Annotated in this window: 11 protein-coding genes; all 11 read left to right on the top strand. The window is 53.6% G+C overall.

Annotation, left to right across the window (positions count from 1 at the left end; genetic code table 11):
• The first annotated feature begins 32 nt into the window (after positions 1 to 32).
• The 11 genes from tssA to icmH all read left to right on the top strand — a co-directional run bounded on the left by tssA (position 33) and on the right by icmH (position 13,706).
• Positions 33 to 1,586 (top strand): type VI secretion system protein TssA, encoded by a 1,554-nt coding sequence (tssA, locus tag CKW31_RS03310; RefSeq protein WP_095093024.1) that lies wholly within the window; start codon positions 33 to 35, stop codon positions 1,584 to 1,586.
• A gap of 33 nt (positions 1,587 to 1,619) precedes the next feature.
• Complete coding sequence (gene tssB / locus CKW31_RS03305; RefSeq protein WP_095093023.1) at positions 1,620 to 2,126, top strand: type VI secretion system contractile sheath small subunit; 507 nt, start codon at positions 1,620 to 1,622, stop codon at positions 2,124 to 2,126.
• Positions 2,127 to 2,154: 28 nt separating this feature from the next.
• Positions 2,155 to 3,630, top strand: a complete 1,476-nt coding sequence (gene tssC, locus CKW31_RS03300) for a type VI secretion system contractile sheath large subunit (RefSeq protein WP_095093022.1) — start codon at positions 2,155 to 2,157, stop codon at positions 3,628 to 3,630.
• A gap of 7 nt (positions 3,631 to 3,637) precedes the next feature.
• The gene (tssE, locus tag CKW31_RS03295; protein ID WP_095093021.1) at positions 3,638 to 4,045 is read left to right on the top strand and encodes a type VI secretion system baseplate subunit TssE; all 408 of its coding nucleotides are present in this window, start codon (positions 3,638 to 3,640) and stop codon (positions 4,043 to 4,045) included.
• Between the two features lie 140 nt (positions 4,046 to 4,185).
• Positions 4,186 to 5,973 (top strand): type VI secretion system baseplate subunit TssF, encoded by a 1,788-nt coding sequence (gene tssF / locus CKW31_RS03290; protein ID WP_095093020.1) that lies wholly within the window; start codon positions 4,186 to 4,188, stop codon positions 5,971 to 5,973.
• Positions 5,937 to 6,959 carry a type VI secretion system baseplate subunit TssG gene (tssG, locus tag CKW31_RS03285; RefSeq protein ID WP_095093019.1) on the top strand — a complete coding sequence of 341 codons (1,023 nt, stop codon included), beginning with the start codon at positions 5,937 to 5,939 and terminating at the stop codon, positions 6,957 to 6,959. Before tssF ends, tssG begins: the two co-directional genes overlap by 37 nt.
• Positions 6,956 to 9,565, top strand: a complete 2,610-nt coding sequence (tssH, locus tag CKW31_RS03280; RefSeq protein ID WP_095093018.1) for a type VI secretion system ATPase TssH — start codon at positions 6,956 to 6,958, stop codon at positions 9,563 to 9,565. The genes tssG and tssH overlap by 4 nt, the downstream gene beginning before the upstream one ends.
• Before the next feature lie 248 nt (positions 9,566 to 9,813).
• On the top strand, positions 9,814 to 11,016 hold the full coding sequence (gene tagH / locus CKW31_RS03270; RefSeq protein WP_095093016.1) for a type VI secretion system-associated FHA domain protein TagH: 1,203 nt from the start codon (positions 9,814 to 9,816) through the stop codon (positions 11,014 to 11,016).
• A 10-nt stretch (positions 11,017 to 11,026) separates the two neighbouring features.
• Positions 11,027 to 11,515 carry a type VI secretion system lipoprotein TssJ gene (tssJ, locus tag CKW31_RS03265; RefSeq protein WP_095093015.1) on the top strand — a complete coding sequence of 163 codons (489 nt, stop codon included), beginning with the start codon at positions 11,027 to 11,029 and terminating at the stop codon, positions 11,513 to 11,515.
• Positions 11,512 to 12,843: a type VI secretion system baseplate subunit TssK gene (gene tssK / locus CKW31_RS03260; protein WP_095093014.1), complete on the top strand. Its 1,332-nt coding sequence runs from the start codon at positions 11,512 to 11,514 to the stop codon at positions 12,841 to 12,843. Before tssJ ends, tssK begins: the two co-directional genes overlap by 4 nt.
• Positions 12,844 to 12,848: 5 nt before the next feature.
• Positions 12,849 to 13,706: a type IVB secretion system protein IcmH/DotU gene (gene icmH, locus CKW31_RS03255; RefSeq protein WP_095093013.1), complete on the top strand. Its 858-nt coding sequence runs from the start codon at positions 12,849 to 12,851 to the stop codon at positions 13,704 to 13,706.
• Position 13,707 lies beyond the last annotated feature (1 nt).

Genomic DNA, 13,707 nt, shown 5'->3' with positions numbered 1-13,707 from the left:
TCTGGTTTTTTACATTCCCGAAATTGGAAGTTATGTATTCAACTGATGCTGCGCGCAGATATCTGGCACTCGCCCAAAACCCGGTATCCGAAGATGACTATGCCGGGGAAGATGTTCGTTATTCGCCTGAATTCGAAGCATTGGAGGCTGAGCTTTCAAAGCCGTTGGCGTTACATGATACGGCTCAGGTCGACTGGCAGAGGGTGCTGGAGGGTAGTGAGGCGCTGCTCGCTGGCATGTCCAAGGATTTACGTGTCGCATGTTGGTTGAGTTGGGCGTTGTATCAGACTCAATCGTTCGCTGGGTTAGTGGCGGGGCTGGAGATGCTCTGCGATTTTTGTACGCATCGCTGGGTGGCTATCTTTCCTCGGAAATCCAGGACGCGTGCCGCGACGCTTGACTGGTTGGTTGCTCGGCTCGAGAAAGCTCTGCACGCAAATATCCCGATCAGCGACCAGCTTGAGTTGTTTGAGCGACTGATTCTGCAGCTTGAAGTCCTGGACGTTGCGTTAAGAGAGCATCTGGGTGAAGAGGCTCCATTGATTCTGCCATTGCGCAGGCGTCTGGCGAATATGGTGAAGCGTGCTACCGACAGTCGACCACAGGTGGGCCCCGTGGACACGGTCGTCGCTCAGGTTAAGCAGATCGCGACTCAATGGTTCACAGGCATTACCTCCATCGAAAGCGAAAGGGACGCACAACAAGCATTACGTGCCCAGCGGGAAAACACGCTGCTTTTGTGTAACTGGTGGCTACGTCAGAAAGCCACAGATCCTCGGGCGTTACGTCTGAATCGAACGTTGAGCTGGTTATCGATTAACAGCATCCCGCAGCACAACCCTGAGCGGGTTACTGATCTTCATGGCGTTCCAGGCGACAAGCTCAAGAGTTACCAGCTGCACTTCGATCAAGGCCAGTACGCTGATCTGCTGGTGCAGGTGGAAACGAGTATTGCCCGTGCACCTTTCTGGTTCGATGGTCAAAGGTTGGTTTGGGAATGCCTGGAGGCTTTGGGCGCCGATGCTGCGAAGCGGGAACTGGAGATCCATTTCGCGTTGTTTCTCCAGCGGCTGCCGGGTGTCGCCGAATTGCGATTTCACGACGGTACTGAGTTCGCTGATGCGGCAACTCGTGACTGGATCGCTGCCTGTGTTACTCCTCATCTGGAGCCCACAAGCGGCGCGCAACAAGTTTTGGTTACAGATAACTCGCCCGCCTGGGATGTAGCGCTTCAAGAGGCTATCGCCATTTTGCGTAGAGGCGGACTCAGGGCTGCAATACAGAAGCTCAAGTCAGGTTTTCAGAACGCGCAAGGTGGAAGAGAAAAGTTCTGCTGGCAGTTAAGCCTCGCACGGTTGTGCCATCAGGCCAAAAAATACGAGCTGGCGAAGGCTCAATTGGAGGCTCTCGACGAGCAAATATTGCGATCGGAGTTGCATCTCTGGGAGCCGGGTCTGGCCTTGGAGGTCTTGCAGCTTTTGCATGCTTGCTATGGCTTGCTTCCGCCCGGTCACGAAGCTCGCGAGCGCAAAGAAGGGATTTACCGCAGGTTGTGCCACCTTGATATCGAGATGGTGCTCGAATAAGCCCTAGGGCTTCAACAGTGAAGGAGAAAAGCTGTGGCCAAAGAAGGCTCGGTAGCCCCTAAAGAACGGATCAATATTACTTTCAAGCCTGCCACCGGCAGCGCCCAGGAGGAAATTGAACTGCCACTGAAGTTGATGGTGCTGGGCGACTTCACCCAGCAAATGGATGAGCGCAAGGTCGAGGATCGCAAGCCGATCAACATCGACAAAAATAACTTTGATGAAGTGCTGGCCAATCAGAAGCTCGGTCTGACTCTCAGCGTGCCAAATCGATTGCAGGATGAGGACGACTCGCAGGAGCTGGCCATCGATTTACGTATCAACTCGATGAAAGATTTCAACCCAGCGAGTCTGGTCGAGCACGTACCGGAAATGAAAAAGCTGATGGAGCTACGCGACGCACTGATGGCCCTGAAGGGGCCGCTGGGCAATGCCCCGGCATTCCGCAAAGCGATTGAAAGCGTTCTGGAAGATGACGACTCCCGTAGTCGAGTGCTCGGCGAATTAGGTCTGGAAGCCCCAGCCCTGAAGGACGCTTGAGTTAGTAATCGATAAAGAGGCCACTCTTATGAGTACCCGTGCAATAAAGCAACAAAACGCTGAGACCACTGAGTTCGGCATACTCGATCAGATCATCGCCGAAACAAAACTGACTCCGGATGACGACGCTTACGGCATCGCGAAGCGTGGTGTTGCCGCTTTCATCGAAGAGCTGCTCAAGCCGCACAACAGCCAGGAGCCCGTTAAAAAGGCAATGGTTGACCGAATGATCGCAGAGATTGATAGCAAGCTCAGCCGCCAGATGGATGAGATCCTGCATCACCCTGACTTTCAGGCCTTGGAGGCATCATGGCGTGGTCTGCAGTTGCTCGTCGACCGGACCAACTTCCGCGAGAACATCAAGGTTGAAATACTTAACGTCTCCAAGCAGGACCTGCTGGACGATTTTGAGGATTCGCCTGAGGTGATGCAGTCGGGTCTCTACAAGCATGTGTATTCAGCCGAGTACGGGCAATTTGGTGGGCAGCCGGTTGGGGCGATTATCGCTAATTATTTCTTCTCCCCAAGCTCTCCCGACGTTAAAACCATGCAGTACGTTTCCAGTGTTGCCTGCATGGCCCATGCCCCCTTCATTGCAGCAGCAGGCCCGAAGTTCTTTGGTCTGGAAAGCTTCACCGGGCTGCCCAATATGAAAGAGCTCAAGGATCACTTTGATGGTCCGCAGTTCGCTAAATGGCAGAGCTTCCGTCAGCAGGAAGATGCGCGGTATTTTGGTTTAACCATGCCACGCTTTTTGCTGCGCAATCCTTACGACCCGGAAGAGAATCCGGTCAAAAGCTTCGTGTACACGGAAAATGTTGCCGGCAGTCACGAGCATTACCTGTGGGGAAACACAGCTTACGCCTTCGGAACACGGCTGACCGATAGCTTCGCCAAGTTCCGGTGGTGCCCGAATATCATCGGGCCACAGAGCGGTGGAGCTGTCGAAGACCTGCCTCTCCACCACTTCCAGAGCATGGGTGAAATCGAAACCAAAATTCCTACTGAGGTGCTGGTTTCCGACCGTCGTGAATACGAATTGGCAGAAGAGGGCTTCATAGCCCTGACCATGCGCAAGGGCAGTGACAACGCGGCATTCTTTTCGGCCAGTTCAGCGCAGAAAACAAAGTCATTCGGGATGAGTGAGGAAGGCAAAGACGCTGAGTTCAATTACAAGCTCGGAACTCAGCTGCCCTATCTGATGATCATTAATCGTCTTGCTCACTACCTGAAGGTTTTGCAGCGTGAGCAATTGGGTTCCTGGAAAGAGCGCACAGACCTTGAGGAAGAGTTGAACAAGTGGATTCGCCAATACATTGCGGATCAGGAAAACCCAAGCGCCGATGTACGCGGTCGTCGTCCGCTGCGTGCTGCCAAAATTGCCGTCAGCGATGTCGAAGGTGAGCCAGGCTGGTATCGCGTTAGCCTCAACGTACGCCCTCACTTCAAATACATGGGCGCAGATTTCACCTTGTCTCTGGTAGGCAAGCTGGATAAAGAGTGATCGAGCGATGTCTGGATACGGCAGCCTTTTCGAACGCCTTGCGGGTGATACCGAGGATCGTATCGGCATGGAGCACGAGGAGTGCGTCGTTGCCTCTGTGGCTGCCCATCTTGCGAAAATGCTCAGCACCCGGGCAGGCAGTGTGCAAACGCTGCCTGACTACGGCCTTCCAGATTTAAATGACATGAACTTGAGTCTGCATGAGTCATTGACCCAAGCTCGTCAGGCTATAGAGCGTTTTATTGCGTTCTATGAGCCCCGGTTGAATAGCGTAAAGGTCATTTCTATTCCGCGTGAAAGCGACCCGTTTCGCTTGTTCTTCGCGATTGAAGGGGTGCTGGAGGTAGCAGGTATCAAGAGACCCGTCAGATTTTCAGCCGCTTTGAATGGATCTGGACAGGTCTTGATTATGTAAGGCTCAAATAGCGATCCTCAAGAACTGCTAAGCCTATCCAGGCGCTGGCAAGTTACGAAACATGATTAAACGCTTTCTCGGCACTTGTTGCTGATGGCTTTGTGCGCGCCTTTTTTGATGGTGCCGGGATAAGTACCACGATGTCTTTTAATGATTATTACCAGAGTGAACTGACTGCCTTGCGGCAGTTAGGTCGTACTTTTGCTGAGCGTAATCCCGCATTGGCACCCTTTCTCGGACAAAGTGGACGAGACCCGGATGTTGAGCGTCTGTTGGAGGGTGTAGCTTTTCTAACGGGTCGTTTACGACAAAAACTCGACGATGAGTGGCCTGAGCTGACCCACTCTCTCATGCAATTGCTGTGGCCCAACTACATGCGTCCGCTGCCATCGTTCAGCATTTTGCAATTCGACGCACTGCAGCAAACCGGTCCAGCCATGCGTGTTGAGCGCGAGACGCCGGTGGACAGTAAGCCCGTCGATGGAGTCACTTGCCGCTTCCGAACCTGTTATGTCACTGACGTTTTACCGCTTGAATTAGTTGCCTTGAATTACACGGCAAGCGGCGACGGGGCATTGTTAAGCCTTCAGCTAAAGGTTTTAGGCGATGGTCATCTAGGTGATCTGGTGCTGGAGCGTTTGCGCCTGCACTTTTCAGGCGAACGCTACATTAGCCAGACTCTCTACCTCAATCTGCTGAGAAATCTGACCACTATCGATGTCGTCCCTCTGGACTCAGTGGGTAAGCCGCTCCGAGGTCTCGACAATAAAGCCCTGTCTATCAGCTTGTCGAAGTTAGCGGTTCAACCTGTAGGTTTTTCCGAATCCGAAGGGCTGATTCCATATCCGTTGAATACCTTTAGAGGATATCGATACCTCCAGGAGTTCTTCGCCTTTCAGGATAAATTCCTGTTTGTGGACATTTGCGGGCTTGATGCTCTGACTACTCTGCCAGACAGCGTAATAGAGCAGGCCAAAGGCTTTGAGCTACGGTTCAGTATTCAAAAGAATGCTATCCAGCGATCACAACCGACGTTGGATAACGTGCGTCTCTATTGCACGCCAATCGTCAATTTATTTCCGCAGGACGCGCTCCCAATCAGACTTGATGGGAAGCAGGATGAATATTTACTGCTGCCATCTGCGGCTGAGCGTAAACACTGTGGCGTTTACTCGGTGGAAAGTGTTGTTGGTCATTTGCAATCCATTGCCGGTGAGCGTCATTACGTACCTTTCGAGTCCTTTAAACATGACCCCAGCTTTGATGTACCTGAGGGAAGTCCGCATTACAGCATCCGTCAGCGCACCTCCCCATTGCACGGCGGCCTTGATACCTACTTAAGTTTTGATTTCCGTCATTCTGATGAACAGGAAGCGCTGTCTATCGAGTTGATATGTACCAACCAGAATTTACCGGTGCGCCTCAAAACCGGAGAAATTTGTGTGGCTCGCGATCTCACGCCGGGTAACGCCAGCTTTCGAAATATCACTTCATGTACTGCTCATTATCCACCACCGATAAGTGAGAATTTCCTCTGGAAATTGATCAGCAACATGTCGCTCAACTATCTCTCACTGGAAAATGTTGACGCGTTGAAGGTCATTCTCGAAACGTATGACTTTGCGCAGTACTACGACCGTAACGCAGCAAATGTCACCCAGAAAATGCTCGCCGGGCTTAAGTCCATTCGCCACGAACCAGTTGATCGCCTGTTCAAGGGGCTGCCGTTGCGAGGATTGCGTACAGAGCTGACTGTCGACGTCGAGCAATTTGTTTGCGAAGGGGAGGTGTTTCTCTTCGCTTCGGTACTCAACGAATTTTTTGCGTTGTACGCCAGCCTCAATTCGTTTCATGAGCTTCGAATCAAAACTCTCACCGGGGAGGTATACGCATGGCAACCGCGTATGGGTCTGCAGCCCCTGCTTTGAACGATTTAAGCCAAGCGATACGTGAGTATTCGGTGTTCCAGGCTGTGTTACTGACTTTGGACGTATTGCGAAAAGCGCATCCGCACCTGAATGAAGATCAGCTATATGACCAGATCGAGTTTCAGGCCAATCCTGGTCTGGGTTTTCCCGGTAGCGATATAGATCGCGTGGAGTATTTCCATGAGCACGGGTTATTACGTGCGCGTATACGTTTAAACCTGCTGGGGTTGTCAGGGTCCGCTTCCCCTTTACCCGCTTTCTACGCAGAGCAGTCGCTGGGGGACAACGATGCTGATAATCCAACGCGGATGTTCCTCGATCTTTTGAACCATCGTTTGCATCGGTTGATAACGCCAATCTGGCGACGGTATCGCTACCGGGCCAGTTTCCAAAAGGGCGCTGTCGACCCCTTTTCCCAAAGGCTATTTGCGTTGATAGGGCTGGCTGGCATCCCCATCCGCGAAGCACGGGACATTAATTGGAAACGCCTTTTACCTTATTTGGGATTGCTCAGTCTGCGGGCTCACTCTGCAGCCTTGATTGAGGCTGTGCTCCGTTATTACTTCAAACATGTTGAATTAGGCATTGAGCAATGCCTGCCGCGAGTTGTGGACATTCTGCAAGATCAGTTGAATCAACTGGGTGCGGTGAACAGTTTGATGGGGCAGGACCTCGTGCTCGGTGAGCGAGTAAACGACCGCAGCGGCAAATTCCGAATTCACATTCGTGAATTGAGTTGGCAGCGCTTTCATGAGTTTTTGCCCATCGGAACAGGCTACCAGCCTCTCGGCGCTTTGGTCCGCTTCAGCTTGCGCGACCCTCTGAGCTACGACATTCGCTTGGCACTACGCCAAGAAGATATTCGTGACCTGCGTCTTGGCGATCAAAGCGATTGTCGCCTCGGCTGGACAACCTGGCTCGGTCGAGAAGATGCCGACGGTGTTGTAACTCTGGGCAGTAACCTCGTAAGGATTGATAAACAATGATCAACGTAGACCTACAGCAACTCATTCAGGCATTGGATGCCGATACGCGGCGCGATCTGGAGGCCGGGGCCGAACGTTGCGTAGCCAGAGGCGGCAGCAAAATTCTGGTCGAAGACCTTTTGCTGACATTGCTCGAGCGACCGCACGGTCTGTTAAGTCGCGCGCTTATGGATGCTGAGGTTGATGGCGCAGAGTTAGTGGCTGCGCTGCAGCCAAAGTGCGAAGACAGCGCGTCGCGCAATCCTGTGTTTGCTCTCGAACTGGTGCAGTGGTTGCAAGACTCACTGCTGGTCGCGACTCTCGAGCTCGGGCAAAGTCAGGTGGATCAGGCTGCACTGATTCTGGCTTTGCTACGCAACCCGATTCGCTACGCGGGCAGTCGTTATTACGCCCTGCTGGGGAGACTTGACGGCGAGCGCCTGCGAGATTTTGCGCTGTCCGAAAAGACGGACTCCATTTCTGCTGCGAAGTTTTCTAGAGATGAATCGCTACTCAACCGATTTACCCACAACCTCACGCAGCAGGCACGAGACGGAAAGCTTGATCCGGTGTTGTGTCGGGATGACGCGATCAGGCAGATGGTCGACATTCTTGCCCGACGACGCAAGAACAACCCTATCGTCGTTGGGGAGGCGGGTGTCGGCAAAACAGCTGTAGTTGAAGGTTTGGCATTACGTATTGCTAGCGGTGAAGTACCGCAGGCTCTTGAAGGTGTTGAATTACTGTCACTGGACATGGGCTTGCTGCAGGCAGGTGCCAGCGTTAAGGGTGAGTTCGAAAGGCGGCTTAAAGGCGTCATAGACGAAGTGAAAGGTTCGCCCGTACCGGTCATATTGTTTATTGATGAGGCGCATACCCTGATAGGTGCTGGTGGGCAGGCGGGCGGCTCGGATGCTGCCAACCTTCTCAAGCCGGCGCTTGCCCGGGGAGAATTGCGCACCATCGCCGCCACTACCTGGGTGGAATACAAGAAATACTTCGAGAAAGACCCGGCTTTGGCGCGTCGCTTTCAGCCCGTGAAATTGAACGAGCCTACTGTTAGCGAAGCGATCACTATTTTGCGGGGACTGGCCCCCATCTACGAGCAGAGTCACGGTATCTACCTGCGTGACGACGCTGTTGTTGCTGCGGCGGAGCTGTCTGCGCGCTATTTGGCAGGGCGTCAACTTCCGGACAAAGCCGTTGATGTGCTGGACACCGCGTGCGCACGAGTGCGTATCAGCCTTGCCGCTGCGCCTGAAAGTCTGGAGCGTTTACGCGGCCAGTTGGCTGAGGGCCTGCGCGAACAGAAAGCCTTGAGTCGCGATATGGATGCCGGGCTTGCTGTTGATATCAAGGCGTTAAATGCGCTTGCCGTCAGTCTTGATCAGAAGCAAAGTCAATTGTTGGAATTGGAGCAGCGCTGGCATGAACAGCAGCAGCTTGCGGTGCGATTGCTTGAGTTTCGCAAGCAGCGCGCGGTTGCCTGCACCCTCGATGATGACAGCGAGCGGGTCACAGATTCTACGGTCAGTAAGCAAAGTTTCGACGAGCTGGACGTGCAGTTGCATGAGACTCAGCAGGCGTTGACCAAGGCGCAGTCAGTCGAGCGACTCGTCAGTCATGAAGTATGTCCGCGCCTGGTCGCCGAGGTAGTGAGTGCCTGGACAGGAGTGCCACTCACACAGCTGGCGCGGGAGCACAATGCGAAGGTCACGAGTTTCGCAGACGATCTACGGCAACGCATTCGCGGGCAGGAACAAGCCGTGCAAGCCCTTGATCGAGCCATGCGCGCTACAGCTGCGGGTCTGAACAAACCTGACGCACCTGTCGGCGTGTTCTTGCTGGTAGGCCCCAGTGGCGTAGGTAAAACCGAAACAGGTCTGGCGCTGGCCGATCTTCTGTACGGCGGCGAGCGCTTCGTAACCACCATCAACATGTCCGAGTTCCAGGAAAAGCACACCGTCTCACGACTCATCGGCGCGCCTCCCGGATATGTCGGATATGGAGAGGGCGGCATGCTCACGGAAGCGGTGAGGCAAAAGCCTTACTCCGTGGTGCTACTTGATGAGGTGGAGAAGGCAGACCCGGACGTATTGAATCTGTTCTATCAGATTTTCGACAAGGGTATCGCCAACGATGGCGAAGGGCGCGAAATCGACTTCCGTAATACCTTGATTCTGATGACTTCCAACCTGGGCAGCGAACGTATTGATGCCTTGTGTACGAATGGCGATCGACCCTGTGCCGAGCAACTGGAAGAGGCTATTCGGCCGGTACTGAGCAAGCACTTCAAACCTGCATTGTTGGCGCGCATGCGAGTAGTCCCCTACTACCCGGTGGGCGGTCCCGTGATGCGTGAGTTGGTTGAGCTGAAGTTGCAGCGGCTCGGCGAGCGCCTGAGCAGTCGTGGGCTGGTGTTCACCAGTAGTAACGAATTGCTGGATCACCTTGCTAATCGCTGCGTTCAAGGTGAAAGCGGCGCGAGGCTTATTGACCACCTCATTGAGCTGCATGTCATGCCGCTCATTGCAGATCGTCTGCTGACAGCAATGGCTGAACAGCAACCTGTATCCCTCGTGCACGCCACACTGGACGGGACTCGTATCGTCTGCGAGTTCACCTGAAAAACCACGAAGCAGCGTTGAAAACTATCCATTTTTATCCGGCAGTCGCTTATCGGTGGCTGTCTTCACATCGTTATCAGGGAAAACCTCGATGTCTGTACGACCCCGGCACGCCATTGCGTTGTGCCTGTTCCTGGCGCTCGGTCTATCGGGCTGTTCTGGCCACTATCGATTCAGCGATCACGAGTATCGACCCTTGGGCGAACCTCTAGCGGTTAATCGCGGCAACTGACCGTAAGGAGATTCCTATGGAATTGATATTCGAACTCGCGGGTGGTGAGCTGCCTGCGCAAGATCAACAGGTTTCCAAGACCTTCAAGCAAGCGGGTGGGTTGATTGGTCGGGCTGAAAGCTGTGACTGGGTCATCGTTGACAATCAGGCCCACGTGTCCAGTGAGCATGCAAAAATCACGTTCAGTGACGGTGAGTTTTTTCTGACTGATCTGAGCACCAACGGGACGCAAATCCTGCAGAGCGGCCAGCGTCTGAACCCATATTTGCGTCGAGGGGAAACGCACCTTATCGAACACGGCAGCTGCTATCGTCTGGGCAAATTCGAAATTCGCGCCCGGCTGGTCAAAAGCGCTGCAGGGTTTGTGGGGCATCTGGGATCTACCTCTATTGAGGGCGCTGTTATTCCAGATGATTCATTTCTCAATCTGGATCTGCTTAGGGAGGTCGGTCACGAGGTCGGTCTGGACCTTGGCTTTGATGAGCTACTGCCAACGTATGCACCTCAGCAAGCCAGTGAACAAGGAGTCGACTACGGATCTGCCGATCGACAGAACCTGTTGCTCCCCGAGCTGGTTCCCGAGCCGCAGCCAGCGACGACCATCGAGCCTGTTCAGAGGGAATCCCAAAGCGATGATTTCTGGATGCGTTTCGGGGCTGCTATTGGCATTGACTTATCGACTCTGGACCAAGGCCAGCGCGAGGCACTGGCCGTCAATTCTGCCGCACTGCTTAAGCAAAGTATCAGTGGTCTCCAGCAGACCTTACGGACTCGTAGTGAGTTGAAAAACGAGCTGCGCTTGACGTTGAGCATGGCTCAGCACGGCGGTAACAACCCGCTCAAGTACGCAGGAGACCCCAGCGAAGCCATTGGACTTCTTCTAAAGAGGCAGAGGGCAGGGCAGCTGCCCGCCGATCAGGCAGTCGCTCGCGCTTTTCGCGATATCCAGGCGCATCAGGTTGCGCTACTGGCTGCCAGTCGCAAGGCACTACACGGCGCTCTGGATCATTTCGCTCCGCAACACCTGGCGTTGCGTTTCGAACGCGACATGCGCGGCCGGTTATTTCATACCAAGGCCGCCCGATGGAAGGCATTTGAGCGTTATCACCACATGCTGTGCCAGGACGATGACTGGAGCGAGCGCTTGTTGGCGCGCGATTTTGCTCAGGCCTATGAGGAACAGGTGCGCTTGATAGCGACCTTGCATACCGAATACTAAGGAACCCCAAATGTTGAAAATCAGAGCTTTGGCCGCGCTGGCATTTGCTTTGCTGGTGGCGGGCTGCACGGCATTTTCTCCGTACTCGACCCAAACCCGGCTTGAGCTGCAGCTCGCGGCCAGCGAGCAACTTAATCCCGATATCAATGGTCGCCCTTCGCCGATCGTTTTGCGATTACTGGAGCTGAAAAATCCCGTGCTATTCAATACGGTGGATTTTTTCAGTCTCTATGGGCAGCCAAAAGTAGTTCTAGCCCCTGACCTGATTGCAGGTGAAGAACTGGAGCTTCGCCCTGGTGAGCAGTTGCAACTCAAACTGCATGTTCAGGAGGGCAGTCGCTATGTAGGCGTACTTGCCGCCTATCGAGATCTGCCGGAAACAAAATGGCGATATGTCATACAACTGTTGCCAGGTGAGGCCAATCGTATACATCTGACCCTGGATCATTTGGGTATTCATGATGGCGGTGACGCATTTATTCAGGCGGACCGCCAATGAACAGTCATAAGGTCATTTGGCAGGAAGGCATGCTGCTTCGGCCCCAGCATCTGCAGCAGAACGACCGTTACTTTGAAGACAGGATCAAGACTCAGACACGACTGCTCCAGCGCAATGCGTGGGGCTTCTTTGAGCTAATGATTGATCCGCAGTACTTCAAAATGAGCAAGTTGGTGGTTACTCAAGCTTCGGGTGTACTGCCGGACGGGAGTTTTTTTGATTTAGGTAAAAACAGAAAGCCGTTGATGCTGGACATCCCGGCTGACAGCGCCAATGTCTCTGTTTACCTGGCGTTGCCTTTATTGACGGGCAGTAACATCGAGGCGAGACGCGATGATCATATGGATGTGCTGGCCCGCTATGTAACTTATGAAACGGAAATATTTGACTCCAATGCAGGCAGTGATTCGATCGCCAAGGTCAGTTGCGCCAAGCCAGACTTTCGATTGCTGACGGGTGAGCAATTGGCAGATCAGCCCTATGTGAAGCTCAAGCTTTGTGAATTGGTGGACATCACCACCAATGGCGGTATCACACTCAATAGTGATTTTTCCCCTACGGTTCTTTACGCCCATGCCAGTGATTACCTGGTGTCTTGCCTCAATGAGGTGATTGCGCTGCTTACGCATAGAGGGGAAAAAATCGCCGACCGTATTCAAGCCAGTGGCAGAGGTGGCGCTGCTGAAGTTGGCGACTTCATGATGCTGCAATTGATCAATCGGACCGAGCTGGTGTTAAGGCACCTGCGCAGTCAGCCACAACTTCATCCTGAAGAACTGTATAGCGTTCTGCTGGAGATGCTGGGGGAGTTGGCAACCTTTGCCAGCGATCTCAAACGGCCGCAACTTGAAACCTTCTACGAGCATGGCGAGCAGGGCAGAAGCCTGCGTTTGCTGATGGCGCCAATTCGCCAAATGTTGTCGATGGTTCTGGAGCAGCACGCCATAGAGCTGCCACTGCAGGAGCGTCAGTACGGGATTCTCGTGGCTGCGTTGACGGATCGTTCAATGCTGGGTTCGGTGACATTCGTTCTGGCAGCCAGCGCCTCTTGCGATAGTGAAGAGCTGCGCATGCGACTGCCTGCGCATCTCAAGATCGCACCGGTGGAAAGCATTCGCCAACTGGTCAACCTGCACCTGCCTGGGATTCGGGTCAAACCCCTTCCCGTCGCCCCTCGGCAAATCCCTTACCACGCCAACAAAACGTATTTCATCCTGGAGCTGCACTCCCGAGAGCTGGCTCAGCTGGAAGGTTCTGGCGGGTTTGCCTTCCATGTTTCTGGTGAGTTCGCCGACCTGAAGCTGAATTTCTGGGCCATAAGGAGCTGAGCGATATGGAAAACACAGGTACCAAAAGAACTGTTCTGCTGAGTCATGACCAAGGCCTCCAGGGCAAAGAAGCATTGACGGATCTTGCTTCGGCCCCGAGCTTTGAAAATCTGGAAGACCGCATGGTGTATGCCGCTCGCATGCAGCCCGCGCATTCATTCAGCGTTAGCCTAAATGTTTTAGTGAGCGCCGCTGCGGATCTCCTGGGCCATGTCATTCAATTCAGGACTAAACCAGCCAAGGTTGATCTGATCGAACTCAATCAGCGTTTGTGTGAATGCATCCGCTTGTTCGATATAACCGCCGTGCAAAAAGGCGCCGAAACCAGCCAGGTCCAGGCCGCTCGTTATGTGTTGTGTACGGTCGTCGACGAAGCAGTGACCACCACGGTGTGGGGGGACAAAAGTGAATGGTCGAAAATGAGCCTGCTCAGCCAGTTTCACAATGAAACGTTTGGCGGAGAAAAGTTTTTCCATTTGCTCGACCGTGTAGTTCAGAGCCCCGAGAAATACCTGCCATTGCTTGAGCTCATGTACATCTGCCTGTCGCTGGGTTTCGAGGGTAAATATCGAGTCAAACCCCGCGGGTCAATTGAGCTGGAAGGTATTCGAGACGGCTTGTATCGGCAAATTGGCAAGCTGCGAGGCGAGGTGTCGCGTGAGTTTTCTCCGAACTGGAAAGGCCTCAATGACGGCCGTCGCAGTTTGGTGCGCGTCGTGCCTTGGTGGTTGGTGGCCATTTTCATCTTGATCAGTCTGACTGGCCTTTATTCGGGATTCGCCTGGGTGTTGGGTGAGCAGAGAGATGCAGTGCTTCAGCCTTATCAAACCCCCACGCCAGCCTTGGCTTCCCCGCAGCTGTAGA

Origin of the sequence: Pseudomonas sp. Irchel 3A5 (assembly GCF_900187575.1) — a bacterium.
In the GTDB taxonomy this organism is placed as follows: Bacteria; Pseudomonadota; Gammaproteobacteria; order Pseudomonadales; family Pseudomonadaceae; genus Aquipseudomonas; species Aquipseudomonas folii.
Note: the sequence above shows the minus strand (reverse complement) of the source record. Positions and strands in the feature narration are given on the sequence as shown.

Bases quoted from the DNA above. Each gene is read 5' to 3' on its own strand.
- tssA (WP_095093024.1), top strand. From the start codon at position 33: ATGTATTCAACTGATGCTGCGCGCAGATATCTGGCACTCGCCCAAAAC.
- tssE (WP_095093021.1), top strand. From the start codon at position 3,638: ATGTCTGGATACGGCAGCCTTTTCGAACGCCTTGCGGGTGATACCGAG.
- tagH (WP_095093016.1), top strand. From the start codon at position 9,814: ATGGAATTGATATTCGAACTCGCGGGTGGTGAGCTGCCTGCGCAAGAT.
- tssC (WP_095093022.1), top strand. From the start codon at position 2,155: ATGAGTACCCGTGCAATAAAGCAACAAAACGCTGAGACCACTGAGTTC.
- tssJ (WP_095093015.1), top strand. From the start codon at position 11,027: ATGTTGAAAATCAGAGCTTTGGCCGCGCTGGCATTTGCTTTGCTGGTG.
- tssH (WP_095093018.1), top strand. From the start codon at position 6,956: ATGATCAACGTAGACCTACAGCAACTCATTCAGGCATTGGATGCCGAT.
- tssF (WP_095093020.1), top strand. From the start codon at position 4,186: ATGTCTTTTAATGATTATTACCAGAGTGAACTGACTGCCTTGCGGCAG.
- tssK (WP_095093014.1), top strand. From the start codon at position 11,512: ATGAACAGTCATAAGGTCATTTGGCAGGAAGGCATGCTGCTTCGGCCC.
- icmH (WP_095093013.1), top strand. From the start codon at position 12,849: ATGGAAAACACAGGTACCAAAAGAACTGTTCTGCTGAGTCATGACCAA.
- tssG (WP_095093019.1), top strand. From the start codon at position 5,937: ATGGCAACCGCGTATGGGTCTGCAGCCCCTGCTTTGAACGATTTAAGC.